The organism is Lysinibacillus sp. NPDC096418 (assembly GCF_044762775.1).
Taxonomy (GTDB): Bacteria; Bacillota; Bacilli; order Bacillales_A; family Planococcaceae; genus Lysinibacillus.
In genome coordinates this window covers 154,742-175,527 of the sequence record NZ_JBIWEY010000004.1, presented here as the reverse complement: position 1 = coordinate 175,527, position 20,786 = coordinate 154,742, and the positions used below count along the sequence as shown (strand labels likewise).

Genomic DNA, 20,786 nt, shown 5'->3' with positions numbered 1-20,786 from the left:
TGAATTGAGAAATCTATTTGTGAGAGAGTGTGGAAATTACAAAACATCTTATAGTGATGATATGAAACTGTTTGGCACTACCGGTGCGAAAGTACAAGCGTTACTTATTGTTGCAGCAATAGTACTTGTCCCAATGATAGCATCTAATTATTGGGTAGGCTTATTAACACTTTGTGCAATCGCATCCATTGGAGCAATTGGATTAAACATTCTAACGGGCTTCACAGGCCAAATTTCCATTGGGGTGGGCGCTTTCTTAGGTGTAGGTGGCTACGCATCAGCAATTTTGACTTCTACGTACGGCGTAAGTTTTTGGATTTCATTGCCACTAGCGGGGCTAATTACTGCGGTTGTTGGTGGTCTATTCGGAATTCCTTCACTACGTTTAAAAGGCTTATATTTAGCTATTGCGACGTTAGCTGCACAGATTATTATACTATTCGTCATTAGTAGATGGACAAGTGTAACTGGGGGAACTTCAGGTATGACACTAAGTCGTCCTGAGATAGGGTCATTTGCCTTAACAAGTAATACGTCGTACTTCTATTTGAGTATTGTTGTGTTAATTCTCACGATTCTATATGCAACAAATTTATTAAGAACGCGCGTAGGACGAGCTTTCTTAGCTGTTCGGGATCGTGATATTGCAGCGCAAATTATGGGCATCAACTTGTTCCAATATAAAGTTATGGCCTTTGCAATTAGTTCTTTTTTTGTAGGGATTTCAGGTGCTTTATTAGCACATTACACAATGATTGTAAGTCCAGAGTTGTACAACTTTCAAGTATCGATCGAATACTTGGCTATGGTTCTAATTGGAGGCTTAGGTAGTGTGTTTGGTTCGATTTTAGGGGCAGTATTTATTACCTTATTGCCTGTTGGATTAAGCACGATGGTTGATATTTTAACGGTTTACATGCCGGATTTATATCAAATTTTATCGGCCTTCAAAGAGTTTGTATTCGGTATTGTTATTATTCTGTTTTTAATTTTTGAACCAGGTGGTCTAGCTCATATTTGGTTAAATATGAAGAAGTACTTTAAGTTATGGCCGTTCTCTTATTAATAGAATTGACTGGGGAAAAATAAAAAATAATTAAAACAAAGACAAGGGGGAGTTAGTTTGAAAAACAACAAGTTATTATGGGCATTAATGGGGATTATGATGCTATTCGTTTTAGCAGCATGTTCAGGAGATGATTCAGAAGGAAGTTCTTCTGAGGGTTCTAAATCAGAATCAGCAGGTGGTGGAGGTAACCCGGATAATCGTACAGTAGTTATCGGTGGGATATATGATATTACTGGAGGAACTGGTGATGTGGGTACGCCTTATGCAGAAGGAGAAAAAGCGTACTTTGAGCATTTAGAAGCAAAGGGTGGCGTTGAAGGCTTAAACCTTAAATTAATAGGTAAAGACTATGCATATCAAATTCCAGAAGCGCAAAAAATCTATCAAGAGTTACGTGATAAAGAAAAAGTATCAGCAGTACTAGGTTGGGGAACGGGTGATACAGAGGCATTACGTCAGCAAGTTGGGACAGATCAACTTCCGTACTTCTCTGCTTCTTTCTCTGAAAATTTAAAGGATATTAAAGAAAGTCCATATAACTTCTTAATCGCGGCCTCATACTCAGATCAAGGCCGTACAATTTTACAATGGATTAAGGAAAACCACAAAGGTGACAACCCAACTGTAGCGTTATTATACAATGATAGTGCATTTGGTCGCTCACCAATTGAAGATATTAAAAAATACGGTAAAGAAATCGGTGTTGAAATTGTAGATGAGCAAGTAATTGATGTTAAAGCAACTGAGGCACAATCTCAATTATTAAATATGAAAAAGAAAAAACCTGACTATGCGATTATTAATCAAACTTGGTCTGCGACTGCAACAATTTTACGTGATGCAAAAACTTTAGGTCTTGATACGCAATTTATGGGTCTGAACTGGGCATCTGGTGAAGGTGTAATTGATATTGCTGGTAAGGATGTTACAGAAGGATACATTGGGATTTTATCTCACGCATTCCCATATGAAGATTTCCCAGGTATGGTAGAAGTAAAAGAATACTTAGATTCAAAAGGCAAAAAAGTTGAGGACATTAATCAAAAGTTCATTCAAGGTTGGATTGCTGCAAAAATTATGGTAGAAGGTGTTAAAATTGCAGCTGAGAAAAACCCAGAAGGCGACATTACAGGTGTACAAATTCGCGAAGGTCTTGAAACTTTAAATAACTTTGATTTAGGTGGATTAGCTGCACCTCTAACATTTACTTCCGATAACCATGCTGGTACAGAGCAGACACGTCTTGGTATTGTAAAAGACGGTAAGTGGGAGCAACTTACAGATTACAGAAGCTATAAGTAAACAACTGATACGAATAAACGGTAGACAAGCTCCTTAAAAGTAGGAGCTTTGTCTATATTGCAAGGGAAAAGGGGGACTTCTATGCTTCAGGTAAATAATGTGGAAGCGGTGTATTCGAAGATTATTTTGGCATTAAAAGGGATGTCCCTTCATGTGCCTGAGGGGAAAATTGTAGCATTGTTAGGTAGTAATGGAGCTGGCAAGTCCACAACATTAAAAGCCATTTCGGGATTGCTTTCTGGCGATGGTGGGCAAATTACGGATGGTACAATAGAGTTTCAAGGGAAAAAAATAAATGGTATTACGCCCGATGTACTTGTGAAGAATGGCATTTTCTTAAGTATAGAAGGGCGACGTGTGTTTAAAGATTTAACGGTTGAGGAAAACTTAATTGCAGGGGCATATACACGTAAAGATCGTTCGAATATTAAAGGAGATATTGAGAAAATTTATGGTTATTTCCCAAAGCTTCGAGCATTAGCACCAAGAAAAGCAGGGTTCCTTTCAGGTGGTGAACAGCAAATGTTAGCAATAGGTCGTGGAATTATGGCCAAGCCGAAATTGCTGTTACTAGATGAGCCTTCTCTAGGAATTGCACCATTACTTGTAAAAGAAATTTTCCAAAATATAAAAAAGATTAACCAAGAGGAAGGCACTTCTATATTAGTAGTAGAACAAAATGCCAATGTTGCATTATCTATTGCTGATTATGGTTATATTATGGAAAGTGGACGAGTTGTCATGCAAGGTGATCCTGCAACATTGCTATCTGATAAAGACATTAGTGAGCACTATTTAGGGATTGGTAAAGAAGGAGAGAAGAATTATAAAGAAGGAAAAATATTTAGACGTCGCCAAAGAATTGTCTGGTAACCCACGTCTTAATATTTTTGAGTTATAATTAGGCTGCTTATGACCGGATTAGACAGGTTTAAGTAGTCTAGTTTTTGTGTACACGCTTTTAATTAACAAAAAAGAAGATGAAAAAATTATTCACATTATATAGGAAGAAAAGCGTGGAATATTCCAATTAAAAAGTTTAGCAGAAAAAACTTTTTAAAAAGGGTTGCATTAGTGAAAAAAAGCTGATAATATAAGTCTTGTCCTGTTAAAGACAGCAAATAATTAAACGAACGGCCCCTTGGTCAAGCGGTTAAGACACCGCCCTTTCACGGCGGTAACACGGGTTCGAATCCCGTAGGGGTCACCAATTTTTATTAGCATTGTAGTAATGCAAAGGCCTAAAAGAATAAATAAACTGTTAAGAAATAACACCTGTTTTTATGGAGGATTAGCTCAGCTGGGAGAGCATCTGCCTTACAAGCAGAGGGTCGGCGGTTCGAGCCCGTCATCCTCCACCATATAGTGTTTATTTCGGAGGGGTAGCGAAGTGGCTAAACGCGGCGGACTGTAAATCCGCTCCTTAGGGTTCGGCGGTTCGAATCCGTCCCCCTCCACCAGTTTTATTTAGAATGTTTGGGGTATAGCCAAGCGGTAAGGCAACGGATTTTGATTCCGTCATGCCCTGGTTCGAATCCAGGTACCCCAGCCATTTTCTTTTATGAGCCATTAGCTCAGTTGGTAGAGCATCTGACTTTTAATCAGAGGGTCGAAGGTTCGAGTCCTTCATGGCTCACTTTTATATAAAATATTCAAAAGTGTATCATTAACTACAAATACAAATCTCTTACTGAAAACAGTAAGGGGTTTTTTTTCGCTTATAAATGTCAGAGTAATAAACTGAAGGGAATTTGTTCCTTTATCTGAATACTACTTTGGATAAATATTCATAATCATGGAGAGTTGAGCCAATTGTGTTATAGGCTTTACAATAAGTGTACAACACAGAGGGGGTATAGAATGGTGAATAAAAAAACTATCTCTATTATTGGTGTACCTACAGATTATGGGCAGGCACGACGTGGGGTGGATATGGGACCAAGTGCAATTAGATATGCGGGTGTTGTGGAACGTCTCGAGGCAATTGGGCATACGGTCCAAGATCAAGGAGATATTCGTGCTAGCCAGAAGCGGGAAAAAGCAACAATTGATATGCGACTATTAAATTTAGAAGAAGTTATAGATGTGAGTACTTCTTTAGCAAACCGTGTTCATGAGGCTGTAACTGAAAAAAAATTTCCGCTAGTACTTGGTGGTGATCATAGCATAGCGATTGGCACGCTTGCTGGACTTGGTGATCATTTTAAAAATCTAGGAGTTATATGGTTCGATGCACATGCAGATTTAAATACGCCAGATACAACACCATCTGGCAATATTCACGGGATGCCACTTGCAGTTAGTATTGGTATTGGTCATGAACGTCTTGTACAAATTCGTAAATATGCCCCGAAGATTAAGCCTGAAAATGTCATTATCATTGGAGCGCGCTCTGTGGATCCGGGCGAACGGGAGCTTATTCGTGAACTAGGGATTAAAGTATACACAATGCATGAAATTGACCGCCTTGGGATGGCACTTGTAATGGAGGAAGCGATATCTTATTTAAAGGGGCTTGCAGTAGATGGCTTACACTTGTCCCTTGATTTAGATGGGCTGGATCCGCTGTACACACCGGGTGTTGGAACACCGGTGCCTGGTGGAATGACCTATAGAGAAGGGCATTTGGCTATGGAAATGATTCAAGAGTCGGGTATGTTGACGTCAGCTGAATTTGTAGAAGTAAATCCAATTTTAGATGAGAAAAATAAAACGGCGGACGTAGCGGTAGAGCTTATGGGGTCACTATTCGGGGAGACACTAGTTTAAATGAAATTGTAAAATAATTGCTTTCATCAATGATACAATAAAAATCTTTTGTTATAATTAAAATTAGAATGAAACTTTTCTAAACGTTAAGTCGTATAGTATAAGACAGTTGTAAAGGTGGAGAAGTCAACACAATGGATGCGTTAGTAAACAAAAGAATAAAACAAGTGCTAAAAGGCGATCAAAACGCATTTGCCGATATTGTGAGTCTCTATCAGCACAAACTGTACCAAGTATGCTATCGTATGCTAGGCAATAAACAAGAGGCCGAGGATATAGCGCAAGAGGCGTTTGTTCGTGCATATATGAATTTGCATACTTTTGACCAAAAAAGAAAATTCTCGACGTGGCTGTATCGTATAGCGACGAACCTTTGCATCGACCGTATTCGAAAGAAAAAGCCTGATTATTATTTAGATGCGGAGATCTCTGGTACGGAAGGGCTTGATATGTATTCACAAATCGCTGCAGAGGATCAGTTACCAGAAGAGACGCTTGAACAAATGGAGTTACAAGAGCGTATTCAATATGAAATAGGTCGTTTACCTGATAAATATCGCTCAGTCATAGTATTAAAATATATCGAAGAATTATCGTTGCAAGAGATTAGTGAGATTTTAGATATGCCTCTTGGAACAGTAAAAACAAGAATTCACCGCGGTCGTGAAGCATTACGGAAACAATTAAACAATCTGTAGGAGGGGAAGCGTCATGAATATTTGTCCAGAGCATATTATAGAATATATGCATGATTATTTAGACGGTGACATTAGTCGTGAGCATGAGCAAGAGTTAAAGCAACATTTGCATACGTGCGTCGATTGCAAGCAACTTATGCATGAATTAAGTGAAACAATCGCCTTTGTGAAGAGTGCTTCCCATATTACAGCACCTCCGCATTTTGAATCAGCAGTGATGGCTCGCTTACCGAAACCGAAAAATCGCGTAGGTATGCAAAAATGGATTCGTCGCCATCCGATGTTCGTGGCAGCAGCAGTATTTTGCTTGTTTATGAGTGCAACTTTACTTGGAAGCTTTAGAAATGATCAGCATTTTTCTGTGACAAAACAGCCGAATTTAGTCGTCGAAGGTCAAACGGTTATTGTGCCAAAAGGTGAAATTGTAAAGGGTGATATAGTTGTAAAAAACGGTGATTTAGTCGTTGAAGGTGAAGTAGATGGTAATGTAACGGTCATTAATGGTCAATACATGGCATCATCAGCTGTTGTTACAGGCCAAATCGAAGAAATCGACCAAGCCTTTGAATGGCTTTGGTATACAATTAAAAACTCTGTCAAAGATGCGTGGACATTCGCAGATGAAGAGGAAACTAAATAATACTTTGGTACGTCCTACAAGATAGCACGTATGAGAGGTTTTCAAAGTCTACTCTTTTGGGTGGACTTTTTTCTTGAAAAAAGTTACATTTGATAAGAATATGCTATACTTAGAGTGTATGGATTCGCAATGAAAAGTGGGGGATGCCACGTGCAAATTATCGAGCAATTCACGGATTTAACGCCAGTGAATATTGTTATTAACTTTTTAGATGTACTGCTGGTGTGGTACGTTATTTATAAAATTTTAACCCTCATTAAAGGTACGAAAGCAGTTCAATTATTAAAAGGGATATTTGTTATTATTATTGCGCGCATCGTAACAGATTTTATAGGGTTACAGACATTAGGTTGGATGCTAGAACAAGTAATTACCTTTGGTTTCTTAGCGATTATAATTATTTTCCAACCAGAAATTCGTCGAGGTCTTGAACAAATCGGGCGAGGAAAGCTATTCCAACGCTCAACTAGTCAGGAAGAAGAAGAAGAAACAAGGCTTATTGAGTCAGTGAAGAAATCTGTCAGTTATATGGCGAAACGTCGTATTGGTGCACTGATTTCCATTGAAAAAGAAACCGGCTTGAATGAATATATTGAGACGGGTATTGGTTTAAATGCAGATATTACCTCTGAATTACTCATTAACATTTTCATCCCAAATACGCCACTACATGATGGGGCAGTCATTATGCAAAAAGATAAGGTAACGGCTGCTGCATGTTACTTGCCGCTATCTGAAAGTCCTTTCATCTCAAAAGAACTAGGTACGCGTCACCGAGCAGCACTCGGTTTAAGTGAAGTGACAGATGCAATTATCGTTATTGTCTCAGAAGAAACTGGTGCGATTAGTATTGCCATAAACGGTAACTTGCACCGTAACCTTTCTCTAGAGGAGTTCGGAACGCTTTTACGTAGGATGTGGTTCGGGGTAGCGGAAGAGTCTAATACATCCTCTAAGCTGACTTGGAGGGGGAAAAAGAATGGATAAAATGATAGATAATCCAAGGATATTACGGATCATTTCGCTTTTCTTAGCTTGTTTATTTTTCTTCTCTGTTCGAACAGAGCTAGCTAACAATGAAAAACCAGCTGCGAATGAGATAGTTGAAGTGATTCGGGACGTACCGTTAGAGGTGTTTTATGATGATGAAAGCCTTATTGTGACTGGTTTACCCAAAACGGTAAATGTGACAATTAAAGGCCCACAGACCTTTGTACTGTCAGCGAAATATGCAAGGGATTTTTCGGTTTTTGTGGACTTAAATCATCTATTAATGGGTGAACATAAGGTGGAGTTAAAGTACGAAAATATTTCAGAAAAATTAGAAGTAACATTAGACCCTCCAACAGTTGATGTGAAAATAGAAGAGAAGATTACGCAAGAATTCCGTGTCGATCCAGAGATGAACCATCGATTAATCGATGAAGGTTATGTGATAAAAGGTAAGACCGCTAAACCGACCACTGTTTTTGTGACGGGTGCAAAAAGCACGATTGAGAGCATTAGTTATGTAAAAGCAACTGTAACAGGGGAAAAGGGTATAAAAGAGTCATTTTCACAAGAAGCGGCTGTAAAGGTACTGGATCGAGATTTGAATAAATTAGATGTAATCATTGAGCCTGGGACTGTAAACGTACAGGTGGACATTGCTGCATACAGTAGGGAGTTGCCACTCGCTATTGTTCAGACTGGTACGGCACCTGAAGGCGTCACGATTAATGAGCTGACAACTGATGTGAAAAAGGTGGAGGTATTTGGTAAAAAGTCGATTATTGATGTACTTAGCGAAATAATAGTTGAAGTAGATCTAGCGAAAATTACTGAAGCTAAAACATATGAATTCGAAGTGAAATTACCAGAAGGCGTGACGAAAGTAACTGAACAAAAAATTAAAGTAAAAGCAGATGTTACAAAGGTAGAAGTGGTTCCTCCAGTGAGTTCAGAGGAAACTGATACTACTGTAATAATAGAGGATATTGATTCTTAGGCAATAACTGACTATAATTTTAAAGTTACTAGTAAACGAATTAAAAATAAGACTTTTTCCAAAAGTAAGCAGATGAGCATATTACCGTTCAAATTGACGGGGGGTATTACGGCTCGTCCCTGCGTTGAAGGAGAGAAAAATAAAAATGGGTAAATATTTTGGAACTGACGGCGTCCGTGGCGTCGCGAATAGTGAATTAACACCAGAATTTGCATTTAAACTAGGCCGAATAGGTGGATATGTTTTAACGAAGGATGCAAAGGATCGTCCAAAGGTATTAATTGGTCGCGATACACGTATTTCAGGTGAAATGCTTGAAGGTGCACTTGTAGCGGGCCTATTATCAATCGGTGTAGAAGTAATGCGACTTGGTGTTATTTCAACACCAGGAGTAGCTTATTTGACTCGTATTATGAGTGCGGATGCAGGCGTCATGATTTCAGCCTCACATAACCCAGTTGCCGACAATGGTATTAAATTCTTTGGTCCGGATGGCTTCAAGTTAACAGATGCTCAAGAAGCAGAAATCGAAGCAGTTTTAGATGCTGAAACAGATACATTACCACGCCCGATTGGTGCAGACATAGGCTCTGTTAGTGATTATTTCGAGGGTGGACAAAAATATATTCAATACTTAAAACAAACTGTAGATGAAGAGTTTTTAGGTATTCATGTAGCGTTAGATTGTGCTCATGGTGCAACATCTTCATTAGCGACTCATTTATTTGCAGATTTAGAAGCAGATATTTCAACAATGGGTGCTTCACCAACAGGGATAAATATTAATGAAGGTGTTGGCTCAACACATCCAGAAGGTTTAGCTGCATTTGTAACAGAAAAAGGCGCCGATGTTGGTTTAGCGTTTGATGGCGACGGCGACCGTTTAATCGCAGTAGATGAAACAGGAACTATTGTAGATGGCGATCAAATTATGTTCATCATTGGTAAATACCTAAATGCACAAGGTCGACTGAAAAAAGATACAGTCGTGTCTACTGTCATGAGTAACATGGGCTTCTACAAAGCTGTTGAGGAGAATAACATGCATAGCGTGCAAACAGCTGTAGGTGACCGTTATGTGGTAGAAGAAATGCGTGCAAATGATTACAACCTTGGTGGTGAACAATCAGGTCATATCGTATTCCTAGATTACAACACAACTGGTGATGGATTACTAACAGGTATTCAACTTGTGAATATTATGAAAGCAACAGGCAGAAAATTGTCTGAGCTTGCGTCAGAAATGACGATCTTCCCACAACGTTTAGTAAACGTACGTGTGACAGACAAGCATGCAGTAACAGAAAATGCAAAAGTTGCAGCTGTTATTGCAGAAGTTGAAGCTGAAATGGCTGGCAATGGTCGTATTTTAGTACGTCCTTCTGGTACTGAGCCGTTAGTACGTGTAATGGTTGAGGCTTCAACTGAAGCAGATTGTGAAAACTACGTAGAACGTATTGCGAACGTTGTGCGTACTGAGATGGGCTTAACAGAATAATACCAGAAAGCGGCTTCCTCCATTTTTATGAAGGAAGCCGTTTTTTTGTAATATAGAGGCTCAATATTGCTTGGGAAATAATTGGCTTTAGCTTAAAAAGTGCGGTAATTCTTATGGGAAATTAATGAGAGCGCTAACATTAGAGGATCTATTTGACTAATGAACTACTTTTAAGTATGATGGAAATGCTATTGGAACGGAACTAGTGTTGCGTAACATACAATAGTGTATATGCGCTAAGGAGGATAGGATATAAGCGTCATAAGGAAAACAATTATAGCGCCTGAGCTGAGGAAATTGGACGAATATGCATTCTCAGCAGACGAGGTGGAGGTTTATCGAAAATTCGGCGGATGCCTCCCGGTCGTATTACCCGATCGTCATTTTTTATCTCGAAAACATTCAAGTGATTGAATAGACAGAGGATAAAAAAGGTAGTTTAAATGCAAAAGATAATACGATGTTTTAGCTATCAAATGACCAATCGTTCATAAGAGATGAATGTGGTTGAATTGTGCTCACTTGTCTATGTCCATTTCTATGTGAAGAGAAATGGATGCTTATTTGTGACCACATAAAAAATTTGATCAGTTAAAGCTTAGTTTGTCATTGCATTCATTATGAATGATATCGGAGGATACAAATTATGTGTGGAATTGTAGGTTATATTGGTGAATTAGATGCTAAGGAAATTTTATTAAAAGGCTTAGAGAAGTTAGAATACCGTGGTTATGACTCGGCAGGTATTGCTGTACGCCACGAGGATGGGGTAACTATTTTTAAGGAAAAAGGGCGTATTGCTGATTTACGTGAAGCCGTTGACGAAGATGTTGCTGCAAACACTGGTATTGGTCATACACGCTGGGCAACACATGGCGTGCCAAACCGTTTAAATGCGCACCCTCATCAAAGTACATCAGGACGTTTTACGCTGGTACACAATGGTGTAATTGAAAACTATCACCTGTTACAAAAAACGTATCTTAAAGGCATCCCGATGAAATCTGATACAGATACAGAAGTCATCGTACAATTAGTGGAATTATTCGTGAAGGACGGTCTTGACACAGAAGGTGCGTTCCGTAAAACACTATCACTTTTACACGGCTCTTATGCACTTGCTCTTTTAGATGCAGAAGATGCTGACACTATTTTTGTAGCGAAGAACAAATCACCACTTCTTGTTGGCGTAGGTGAAGGCTTTAACGTTATTGCATCAGATGCAATGGCGATGTTACAAGTAACAGACCAATTCGTGGAGTTACATGATAAAGAGATTGTCCTGGTACACAAAAGAAGTGTATACATTTCTAAACTAGATGGTACACAAGTAGAGCGTGCACCTTATACAGCAGAGCTTGATATGAGCGATATTGAAAAAGGAACGTACCCTCACTATATGCTAAAAGAAATGGATGAACAGCCAACTGTTATCCGTAAAATTATTCAAGCTTATGAAGTAGAAGATGGCCAATTAGCGATTGATACAGACATTTTGCAAGCATTACAAGCAGCAGACCGTCTTTACATTATTGCAGCAGGCACAAGTTATCACGCTGGTTTAATCGGTAAACAATATTTCGAAAAAATGGCGGGTATCCCAGTAGAGGTTCATATCTCAAGCGAATTCGGCTACAACATGCCACTACTATCTGAAAAACCATTATTTATCTTTATCACACAATCAGGTGAAACAGCAGATAGCCGCCAAGTGCTTGTGAAAATTAAAGAGCTTGGCTACCCAACATTGACAATTACAAACGTACCTGGCTCAACACTGTCACGTGAAGCCGACCATACGCTATTGTTACATGCTGGTCCTGAAATCGCTGTTGCTTCAACAAAAGCTTATGTGGCACAGGTTGCAGTACTTGCCTTAGCGGCCTACGTAACAGCACAAGCTTCAGGCAAAGATTTAACGTTTGATTTAAAACAAGAGCTTGCGATTGCAGCAAATGGTATTCAAACAATTATCGACTCTAAAGATGTTCTAGAAGATATTGCAGAGGATTACTTAAAAATCGCACGCAATGCATTCTTCATCGGCCGTAATATCGATTTCTATGTTAGCCTTGAAGGAGCTTTAAAGCTTAAAGAAATCTCTTATATTCAAGCAGAAGGTTTCGCAGGTGGAGAGCTTAAACATGGAACGATTGCACTGATTGAAGAAGGTACACCAGTATTTGCTCTTGTAACACAAGAAGCGGTATCTTTAAATATTCGTGGTAATGTCAAAGAAGTAGCTGCACGTGGTGCATATCCATGCATTATCGCAATGGCAGGTGTGGATGAAGACGGCGACCGCCTAGTGATTCCACAAGTAAATGAGTTTTTAACACCGCTTGTATCGGTTGTGCCATTACAGTTGATTAGCTATTATGCAGCCTTACACCGCCGTTGTGACGTTGATAAGCCTAGGAATTTGGCGAAATCGGTGACTGTGGAATAAGGAAAGTAGTATGTGTTTAAAACATTGTAGATTTGAAATAAAGTCGCGATGTTTATAAAAAAGATGCGATGTTTAAAATAAAGTCGCGACGATTGTAAAAAAGTTGCGAAGCTTTACCCCTTTGGTTATTATTTAGCCAAAGGGGTGTTTTTTATGTCTAAAAGAACTAGAACATCTAAAGTTGAAAAGTGGATTAAAGAAGGTCGTGGCTCGGGAATTGGTGCCGATTATAAACCGTGGTTAAATATTCAAGATGTTTCCTCATTGGGAAGATCCACTCGTTTAAAAGGGATTAAAACAAAAAGGCAGCACGAATTTTTATCAGATTTGGAACGAAACTACTTTTATTTAACAGAATATTCGGATTTTATTGTTGATATTCGAGAACAATTTCCTTTATTGCCGTTGGAAGAAACAATTGTCATTGCTGATGAATTAGGTCTAAAACATCCTACAGACCCTAAAACGAATGAGCCAATTGTAATGACAACGGATTTTTTATTAACGGTAGAAAAAGGAAATGGGTTAGTAGAGCTTGCACGAACAATAAAAATGAAAGATGAGCTACTAAAACAACGAGTTATTGAAAAGTTTGAGATTGAACGAGTTTATTGGGAGCGAAGGCAAATTGATTGGGGCATTGTAACAGAGTTGGAGATTCCTAAAGAAATGGCTCGGAATATTAGCTATATTCATGATTATTATGATATTCAACAATATGATGCATTTCAAAATATGAACCAACAGCATATTGAAGATTTAGCAATGGCACTGTTACAAAGTATATTAAGTGAAAGCAAAAACATTAGAGAAGTTACAAATGTATTTGATAAAGAGACACATATGCCCTTAGGAAGTGGTATGACGCTATTCTATCATTTACTTGCACAGAAAATTATTCGGGTAGACATGTTAGAGCTGTTAAACGTGGAACAAATAGTTGTTATTCAATCAATAGATGAAAGCAAGTTGAAGAAGGTGAAATACGGTTGATTTATATTAATCAAGTACTTCAATATACAGCAGATTCACAACGCATTCGTATTATTGAAATTGAAGAATCGTACGCCTATGTAGTTAATATCGACACAACGAGTGCTATGCCTAAAAGAGAGCTATATAGCCATTTAGAGATAGAGCTTGAGCAAGGTGAATTATTGAGAATAAGCGATCCTTTTGCAAAAGCAATTCCAGATGATGAATTAACGTCTGTTCAAATTAGCAAACGAGATGAGGACTGGGCAACTGTAGAAAATTTTATCCTCCCTAATATGAAAGAGCTACTAAAGAAAAAGGGACGTGAAGTAAAAATAGTAGAGATTACCGCCGAGAGTGGACTAGGCAAAACAAAGGTGAAAAAACTGCTAAGTCGCTATTGGCAACGTGGTATGAATAAAAATGCTATGTTACCCGATTACGCAAACTCGGGTGGTCGAGGGAAGACTAAAAATCTTAGCAATGATAAGGTTGGTCGCCCGCGTAGAGTAACTGTAAACGGTGAATATCGAAGTGGCATTAATATAACTGAGGAGATTAAGACGCAATTTGAACATGCCATTAATAAATACTACCGCAAAGCCAATAACTATTCGTTAAAAGATGTATACCATTTTATTTTGCGTGATTTTTATGCAGACCGTTATAAAGAAGATGGAGAAATTCAATATCGTATTTGGGAAGCGAATCGTATTCCTTCATATCATCAATTTTACTACTGGTTTAAAAAGCTTGAAGACCCTAAAAAAGATATTGAATTTCGTAAAAGTGCTAAGGAATACGAGTTAAAACATCGTCCTATTTTAAGTAATTCTAAAGTTGAAACAAACGGACCTGGCACACGCTTTCAAATAGATGCAACGATTGCGGATATTTATTTGGTCAGCTCTTTTGATATAAATCGAATTATAGGTAGACCTGTTATTTATGCAATTATTGATGTATATTCACGAATTGTTACAGGAATATACGTAGGCTTAGAAGGCCCATCATGGTTAGGTGCAATGATGGCTTTAGATAATATGGTTGCTAGTAAAGTCGAATTTTGTAAGCAATACGATATTGATATTACCGAGGAGCAATGGCCGACGTATCATTTGCCTGAAATTATTATCGCAGACCGTGGTGAATTTGAAGGCTATGCAGTAGCTGGTCTTATAAATAATTTAAATATCAAAATCGAAAATACAACTGCATATCGTGGGGATTTAAAAGGTATCGTTGAGCGTAAATTCCGTACGATTAATGGCAAAGTAAAACAAAAAGCGCCTGGTGCTATTCAAAAAGAATATCGAGAGCGTGGAGATAGGGATTATAGGCTCGATGCTACGCTGAATTTAAAAGAGTTTACGGCATTAATCATTACGATGATGCTGCAGCATAACCATAAAATCATTGATAAGTATCCAATGGAAAAAGCGATGATTACAGATGGCATTGTGCCAACTCCTATAAATTTATGGAACTGGGGTATTCAAAATCGGAAAGGTCGTCTTCGAACAGTAGATAGGGATATTTTACGTTTAAATGTGTTGCCTCGTGGTAAAGCCACAATTTCACGAGCAGGTATCAAGTTCAAAAGTTTATTATATGGATCAAAGCGAGCAATCGAAGAACAATGGTATGCAAAGCTGAAAAACAAAAGTATTGATATTGTGTATGATCCACGTCATTTAGACAAAATTTATATCCCGAATGATAACGGAATGGATTATGAATCGTGCATTTTATTAGAGCCCAGCCAGCAATATAAATTGGACTTTTTAGAAGAAGTTGTTTTCCAGCAACAACTACGAAATGAATTAGAGGAAGAGGAACGCTCTAAGCAAGTGCAACTGACAATTAATACAGATACGATGATGGATCAAATTATTAAGGCAGCAGAGCAAAAGAAAAAACAAGCCCTACATCAACCAACAAGTAAAAAAGAAAAACTAGCTGCGATTCGAGATAATAAAGCGAATGAAAAACAAGCTAATCGCGAGGAAGAAAAATTTGATTTGTCACCCATTTTAGCTGAACAATCAACAGAAATCATAGATTTTACATCAAGAATAAAGCTAGAAGAGCAACCACAAAAGAAGTCACCTTCACGTCTTATGGAAAAATTAAAGAGGAAGCGAGATGAGGAATTTGGAAAAGATGAATAATGTCGTCTTAAAAGGAGATATGGAAGAAGCCAGTTATAAGACTCAAATGCTTACTGAATATGCTCATAATCCCTTTATTGAAGCACTACCGCCAATCTTTGATGAAGATGATGTGTTGGATCGTTTTATGGTGACGCCACGTATTAGTGAACAAGATAAGAAAAGTGCAGCGAATATTCGTTATCATGTTTTAAAACGTGTGAAAAACTTCATTCAGCCGTTGCCAATCCATTTTGAAGTAGAGCGCCGGTTATCGACTTTGATTCGTCGTGGTTATTTAGCTCGAAATCCGTTAGATAAATCATTCCTTGAACGGATTCGAATATTGCATCACCTACGTGAGGATGAAGAGCAGGCACATCAATATATTGATGAACGCTTAAACCATATTCGTTCAACAGCAGATAGTCTATCGATTATTGGCATCTCGGGTATCGGTAAAACAACTGCAATTGAACGTTTGTTGTTAATGTATCCTCAAGTCATTAAGCATGAATTGTATGGAGGTCATCCTTTTAATCGCACTCAAATCGTTTGGCTTAAAATAGATTGTCCTTATGACGGTAGTTTATCGACCTTATGTAAAAGTTTTTTCAAAGCAATTGATGATTTATTAGGTACACGTTATTTAGAGAAATTTGGTTATTTAAACCGTGTTACCTCAACAATGTTATTACACATGACATCATTAGCGAGTATGTACGGGATTGGCGTTCTTGTCATTGATGAAATTCAGCATTTGCTACATTCAAAAAATGACCAGGAAGAAATGCTAAATTTCTTTGTGACATTATCAAACACAGTAGGAATACCAACTGTGTTAATTGGTACCTCGAAAGCACAACAACTATTTAAAGGAAACTTCCGACAAGCTCGTCGCGCAGCAAGTGATGGTTCAATTATATGGGATCGTATGGAAGAAGATAGTGAAGAATGGGAATTCTTCTTGGAAACTCTATGGGCATTTCAATGTTTAAAGATTCATTCGGAACTAACAGAAGAGTTAAAAAAAACATTTTATGAAGAATGCCAAGGAATTACTTCGGTAGCAGTTAACTTGTTCATCTTAGCTCAAGAAAGAGCTTTATTTGATGAAGCAAATGGAGATGAAAGAATTACACCGAAAGTAATAAAGAAAACAGCAAGAGAAGATATGAAAATTATCCAACCTATGATGAATGCATTACGTACAAATGACTTGAAGGCAATGTATATGTATGAGGATATTATGATTAACCTAGACGATCTTATGATTAATCATAAGAAGAACACCGAATATGAGGGCAAAGTTAAGGACGCTATGAAAGAACGTCAAAATACCCTTATATACAGACGACTAGAGATAGCGGAAAACCTCAACAGGCAATCACAACCTGTGGCAAACATATGATAATTTAACTGATATTATAGATGATGACGAAGCAAGGGTTTCTGCACCTGGAGAGAATTTTTTAGGTTTGACAGTTGGTGCAATAACACGCGAAAATCATCCTCTAAGTATTTCAAGGGCTAAAGAGCTGTCTCCTTTTAGTAGAATTGGACTTGGTTTTTGCGGAACAACAAAACCAGATTTAACATATCCAGGTGGTAATATATTCATAAGCGAAAATAAGCACTTTATTGCTGGAAACTCTGCTGCATATGTAATTAATAAATATGGCTTTTTAGAGGCTGAATTTGGAACTAGTTTTTCTGCTCCTATAGCGGCAGCTGATCTTGCTATATTAACACAAGACATCCCAGGAGGAAATCCTTTGGTTGCTAAAGCGCTATTGTTACATCATGCAGAGCTTTCTTCTCCTATGTTTAATCTACAGATAAATCAACAAGAAGATATATGTCAAAAGTTGTATGGTAAGGGCATAGGAAATGGATATAATTCTAAATACTCTCAGTCTGGAAGGGCGACGTATATAAGAGCTGGAAAAATGTCGAGATTAATTAAAGAACGAGTCCAATTTTATATGCCTACAACACTTTCAGGTTATTCCAAAAGAAAAACAAGTATTGCAAACGTTAAAGTTACTTGTTTATGTTTACCTCCTGTAAGTTCGAATAAAGGATATGAATATTTAAGAGCATATATAGATACTTCTTTTCATTGTATTAATTCGAATGGTAATGATGAAACTAGAAACCCTCAAGGTAAGCAAGGTAGAGAAAAGTGGCACAATATACATCATTTCTCTCAGGTGTTTTCTACCTTCAATCCGGGCGACTGGCAAATTTGGCTTCAGTTATACTCCAAACCAGAGATCCAAAACGATACGGAGATTGAATATGTATTAATAGTAACCATTGAAGACTTGTCTGGTTATAATGCTGATATTTATGGGGGAATTGAAACAGAAGCTTTTGGAAGATTCCATGTACTTAACGAAGTTAGGGAAGAAGTTGAAATTGAAGGGTAATAAAGAAAATATACAGAGGGCAATAATATGCTCTCTGTATATTTATAAATTAAATGTTTTCAGTTTTCTTCTTTTTTAGCTGTAGCTTTACTCCTGCTTCCCCTGAGAGACCAACAAATAATTTTGTGACCCCATTGGTTTTAGCAGCTCCTTTTATATGTACTTCAATAGTATCTAGTTCATACCCTAAGTATTGATTAGCGAATTCTGAGATGGCAGAAGGGCTAATTGGAACTTGTTCTTCTAATATTATACCAGTTGATGGACCATATTCGTTAACTGCTTCTTCCTGTGTCTGTATTTGGGGCATCATTAAAACTACTTTATCTTCATTACTCATAACTATATCCTCCCTGAATAAGATTATTTAATACTATTATACTATTTTTTACAGTGAATTGAAAATTTTAGTGATCATTCAGAAATAAAATTTAAATTGTATATAGAATTAAGAAGATAGCTAAATTCGAAAAGTGTTTAATAATGAGATAGAAAAACCAAAAGATTGTAAATTTGTTTAGTCTGGTTAAACCTGATGAAAAAGTATATTTATTATAAAAACTAAGGAGAAGAATTTATGGACTATTCTGATGTATATGATTTTATTGTATCTGTAGGTGTAACTAATATAGATAAACAATATATTCTATATTACGACGAAACAAATAATCCTCGTACTTTTAAAATCACAGATTATGGATTTAATGTTAATGAACATGAATTTTTTATTCTAGGTGGAATTGGATTTGAAGGTGATAATTTTGCATCATCAGATGATATTGATGAATTATTTGATGCACTTTTATTACAGAACAATGTTACTGAAGTGAAATTTAAGCACATCCGCCAAAATGCACAAGATTTTTTAACATTGATATTAAAACCAAGGGTAGCTACTCTTATTGGGTGGCTTTATGACAAAAAATACTTAATACATTATTCATATATTGATAATTTCTATTACACAATAGTTGATATAGTAGACTCAATGGAAGAATCATGGTTTGGGGGACCAGAATTAAATCGAGAACTAAAAAATAGTCTTTTTTTATTGATTAAGGAAAATCAAGATTGGTTTTTAAGCTTACTAATTGAAATGGATTATCCTAATATTAAGAATCATAATGATTTTGTTGAAAAACTTGTTGATTGGATATGGTCAATTAATATTAATAATAATTTTTATCTAGAATATTTACGGCAATCACTTAAAAGCTACAGAGAGAAGCGATTGATATTTTTACAAAATAATGAAGATAGAGTTGCAATAGGAGATTATTCAACTTTTTATGAGCATGTAATAATTATTTACCCTAAAGCAAAGCATATTTTTGATCACGAATTGTTGATCGAAGAAATTTTGAATGCTAATCCGATAGAATTATCAGGACATGAAAGCATAGATTATAAATTCGTTGATTCAAAAGATGAACGTTTAGTGCAAATTTCAGATTTGATTATAGGGATTTTACGATATTGGATGACTTTCTTGGAATCAAGAAGTATACAAAATATTGAGGAAATATTTAATGCGGTTTCAGAGACTCAAAAAGTCACTCTGAAAAAATTCCAAGAAATTTTACTGTACTCTTTAAGTGTAAGTACGGGATTCAAACATGGTGTTAGCAGCAATGACTTTGAATTAAAAATCAATTTCTTTTTAAAATATAATTTTTAAAAAACATAATTTGTAAGTTTCATTGCAATTTTATTATAGATTTTTAATTAGGGTGGTGATATAAGTGAATTTGTTTATTATTGGGAATGGTTTTGATTTAGGGCACGGTTTACCTACGAGGTATTGGAATTTTCGTTGTTATTTAGAAGAACATCGAGGAGACTTCTTGAGGGATTTCGAAGAAAAATATTATTTGTGGGGAAAAGGGTTACAAACTTATCTATGGAATGATTTAGAATTTAATTTAGCTAATATTGATGAAGATGTACTCATTGAACAAATGTATCAAAGTACCGATTTGGGGTTGGAAAGTGGGAATATTGGTATAGAAGATACTTTGAATCATTACTTTGCAGACGAATTTAAGTACATTGAAAAATTAACTACCTATTTGAAAGAATGGATTGAAGTAGTAAATCAAGAGTTGGACGGTATGAATAGAAGAACATCTTTAATCAATGAAAGCCATCAAGATATATTTATAAACTTTAATTACACCACTACTTTGGAGGATATTTACAATATTTCAAGATGGAATGTTTTACATATACACGGTGTAGTAGATTCAGATAATGAGTTAGTATTGGGGCATTCGAATTCATCTAGAATAAATTACTTTAACGAAAAGTATACGGACTATCAAAATAGATTTGATGAACAGAGTGCACCAATATATAATGTTTTAACTGATTATTGTTCTAAAACATATAAAGATGTAAATAATTATATACATAAACTATTTTCATTGAATTTTGATGCTGTTGAAAGAGTAATTATAATTGGGCATTCTTTAGGTGATGTGGATTTGCCATATTTTGAAGAAGTTAAGGAACGTGTTAATGGAGATACAGCATGGCATGTTTATTATTATGATGAGAATCTTATTGAGATGTTTAGAGATAAATTGACTCAAATAGGCATAATTGAACAATATATAGAGTTTATTCACTGTGACAGATTTTATGATTTACCTTTAGTAGAGCAAACAATAGAAAATTAAAAATGCGTAATTTCTTAATTTATTTTTGATCAATCTTTTTTATAAAAATTTCATCATGCCAAAATTAAACCTAAATATTTTGATCAATCTTTGTTAAAAATTCGTGGGTTTCTCCTATTGTAAAATCAACATTTACAGG

The 20,786-nt window shown here is 36.6% G+C and carries 17 protein-coding genes and 5 tRNA genes; 21 read left to right on the top strand and 1 reads right to left on the bottom strand.

Annotated elements, in window-relative coordinates; genetic code table 11:
- The first annotated feature begins 4 nt into the window (after positions 1–4).
- From ACIQZG_RS06440 to ACIQZG_RS06350, 19 genes are all read left to right on the top strand, one after another.
- Entirely contained in the window at positions 5–1,066 is a 1,062-nt protein-coding gene (locus tag ACIQZG_RS06440) for a branched-chain amino acid ABC transporter permease (protein WP_402754340.1), read from the top strand.
- 57 nt (positions 1,067–1,123) lie between these two features.
- Positions 1,124–2,371 carry an ABC transporter substrate-binding protein gene (locus tag ACIQZG_RS06435; protein ID WP_402754339.1) on the top strand — a complete coding sequence of 416 codons (1,248 nt, stop codon included), beginning with the start codon at positions 1,124–1,126 and terminating at the stop codon, positions 2,369–2,371.
- Between the two features lie 81 nt (positions 2,372–2,452).
- Positions 2,453–3,244: an ABC transporter ATP-binding protein gene (locus ACIQZG_RS06430; RefSeq protein ID WP_402754338.1), complete on the top strand. Its 792-nt coding sequence runs from the start codon at positions 2,453–2,455 to the stop codon at positions 3,242–3,244.
- A gap of 262 nt (positions 3,245–3,506) precedes the next feature.
- Positions 3,507–3,581: transfer RNA gene (locus tag ACIQZG_RS06425), tRNA-Glu, on the top strand.
- Between the two features lie 75 nt (positions 3,582–3,656).
- Positions 3,657–3,732, top strand: a tRNA-Val gene (locus tag ACIQZG_RS06420).
- Positions 3,733–3,747: 15 nt separating this feature from the next.
- Positions 3,748–3,831: transfer RNA gene (locus tag ACIQZG_RS06415), tRNA-Tyr, on the top strand.
- Between the two features lie 17 nt (positions 3,832–3,848).
- A tRNA-Gln gene (locus ACIQZG_RS06410) sits at positions 3,849–3,923 on the top strand.
- Between the two features lie 11 nt (positions 3,924–3,934).
- Positions 3,935–4,007: transfer RNA gene (locus ACIQZG_RS06405), tRNA-Lys, on the top strand.
- A gap of 227 nt (positions 4,008–4,234) precedes the next feature.
- Positions 4,235–5,140 carry an arginase gene (gene rocF / locus ACIQZG_RS06400; RefSeq protein WP_402754352.1) on the top strand — a complete coding sequence of 302 codons (906 nt, stop codon included), beginning with the start codon at positions 4,235–4,237 and terminating at the stop codon, positions 5,138–5,140.
- A gap of 134 nt (positions 5,141–5,274) precedes the next feature.
- The gene (gene sigW / locus ACIQZG_RS06395) at positions 5,275–5,838 is read left to right on the top strand and encodes an RNA polymerase sigma factor SigW (protein WP_402754337.1); all 564 of its coding nucleotides are present in this window, start codon (positions 5,275–5,277) and stop codon (positions 5,836–5,838) included.
- 13 nt (positions 5,839–5,851) lie between these two features.
- Entirely contained in the window at positions 5,852–6,478 is a 627-nt protein-coding gene (locus tag ACIQZG_RS06390; protein ID WP_402754336.1) for a zf-HC2 domain-containing protein, read from the top strand.
- A 150-nt stretch (positions 6,479–6,628) separates the two neighbouring features.
- The gene (gene cdaA / locus ACIQZG_RS06385; RefSeq protein WP_402754335.1) at positions 6,629–7,465 is read left to right on the top strand and encodes a diadenylate cyclase CdaA; all 837 of its coding nucleotides are present in this window, start codon (positions 6,629–6,631) and stop codon (positions 7,463–7,465) included.
- Entirely contained in the window at positions 7,458–8,465 is a 1,008-nt protein-coding gene (locus ACIQZG_RS06380; protein WP_402754334.1) for a CdaR family protein, read from the top strand. The genes cdaA and ACIQZG_RS06380 overlap by 8 nt, the downstream gene beginning before the upstream one ends.
- A 145-nt stretch (positions 8,466–8,610) precedes the next feature.
- Positions 8,611–9,963, top strand: a complete 1,353-nt coding sequence (gene glmM / locus ACIQZG_RS06375) for a phosphoglucosamine mutase (RefSeq protein ID WP_402754333.1) — start codon at positions 8,611–8,613, stop codon at positions 9,961–9,963.
- 646 nt (positions 9,964–10,609) lie between these two features.
- Positions 10,610–12,412, top strand: coding sequence for a glutamine--fructose-6-phosphate transaminase (isomerizing) (glmS, locus tag ACIQZG_RS06370; RefSeq protein ID WP_402754332.1), 1,803 nt, complete (start codon positions 10,610–10,612; stop codon positions 12,410–12,412).
- Positions 12,413–12,565: 153 nt separating this feature from the next.
- Complete coding sequence (locus tag ACIQZG_RS06365; protein ID WP_402754331.1) at positions 12,566–13,405, top strand: TnsA endonuclease N-terminal domain-containing protein; 840 nt, start codon at positions 12,566–12,568, stop codon at positions 13,403–13,405.
- A complete protein-coding gene (locus ACIQZG_RS06360) occupies positions 13,402–15,558 on the top strand; it encodes a Mu transposase C-terminal domain-containing protein (protein WP_402754330.1) in 2,157 nt (718 codons plus the stop codon). The genes ACIQZG_RS06365 and ACIQZG_RS06360 overlap by 4 nt, the downstream gene beginning before the upstream one ends.
- Entirely contained in the window at positions 15,533–16,948 is a 1,416-nt protein-coding gene (locus ACIQZG_RS06355; protein WP_483869783.1) for an ATP-binding protein, read from the top strand. Before ACIQZG_RS06360 ends, ACIQZG_RS06355 begins: the two co-directional genes overlap by 26 nt.
- Entirely contained in the window at positions 16,932–17,969 is a 1,038-nt protein-coding gene (locus tag ACIQZG_RS06350) for a S8 family serine peptidase (RefSeq protein ID WP_402754351.1), read from the top strand. The genes ACIQZG_RS06355 and ACIQZG_RS06350 overlap by 17 nt, the downstream gene beginning before the upstream one ends.
- 49 nt (positions 17,970–18,018) lie before the next feature.
- Here ACIQZG_RS06350 and ACIQZG_RS06345 read toward each other — a convergent pair whose 3' ends face one another.
- Positions 18,019–18,309: a hypothetical protein gene (locus ACIQZG_RS06345; protein ID WP_402754329.1), complete on the bottom strand. Its 291-nt coding sequence runs from the start codon at positions 18,307–18,309 to the stop codon at positions 18,019–18,021.
- Between the two features lie 237 nt (positions 18,310–18,546).
- Between ACIQZG_RS06345 and ACIQZG_RS06340 the strand changes: the two genes are divergently transcribed.
- Complete coding sequence (locus tag ACIQZG_RS06340; protein WP_402754328.1) at positions 18,547–19,647, top strand: DUF3800 domain-containing protein; 1,101 nt, start codon at positions 18,547–18,549, stop codon at positions 19,645–19,647.
- A gap of 64 nt (positions 19,648–19,711) precedes the next feature.
- A complete protein-coding gene (locus ACIQZG_RS06335) occupies positions 19,712–20,647 on the top strand; it encodes a bacteriophage abortive infection AbiH family protein (RefSeq protein WP_402754327.1) in 936 nt (311 codons plus the stop codon).
- Positions 20,648–20,786 lie beyond the last annotated feature (139 nt).

Bases quoted from the DNA above. Each gene is read 5' to 3' on its own strand.
- ACIQZG_RS06430 (WP_402754338.1), top strand. From the start codon at position 2,453: ATGCTTCAGGTAAATAATGTGGAAGCGGTGTATTCGAAGATTATTTTG.
- sigW (WP_402754337.1), top strand. From the start codon at position 5,275: ATGGATGCGTTAGTAAACAAAAGAATAAAACAAGTGCTAAAAGGCGAT.
- ACIQZG_RS06390 (WP_402754336.1), top strand. From the start codon at position 5,852: ATGAATATTTGTCCAGAGCATATTATAGAATATATGCATGATTATTTA.
- ACIQZG_RS06380 (WP_402754334.1), top strand. From the start codon at position 7,458: ATGGATAAAATGATAGATAATCCAAGGATATTACGGATCATTTCGCTT.
- glmM (WP_402754333.1), top strand. From the start codon at position 8,611: ATGGGTAAATATTTTGGAACTGACGGCGTCCGTGGCGTCGCGAATAGT.
- glmS (WP_402754332.1), top strand. From the start codon at position 10,610: ATGTGTGGAATTGTAGGTTATATTGGTGAATTAGATGCTAAGGAAATT.
- ACIQZG_RS06365 (WP_402754331.1), top strand. From the start codon at position 12,566: ATGTCTAAAAGAACTAGAACATCTAAAGTTGAAAAGTGGATTAAAGAA.
- ACIQZG_RS06355 (WP_483869783.1), top strand. From the start codon at position 15,533: ATGAGGAATTTGGAAAAGATGAATAATGTCGTCTTAAAAGGAGATATG.
- ACIQZG_RS06345 (WP_402754329.1), bottom strand. From the start codon at position 18,309: ATGAGTAATGAAGATAAAGTAGTTTTAATGATGCCCCAAATACAGACA.
- ACIQZG_RS06340 (WP_402754328.1), top strand. From the start codon at position 18,547: ATGGACTATTCTGATGTATATGATTTTATTGTATCTGTAGGTGTAACT.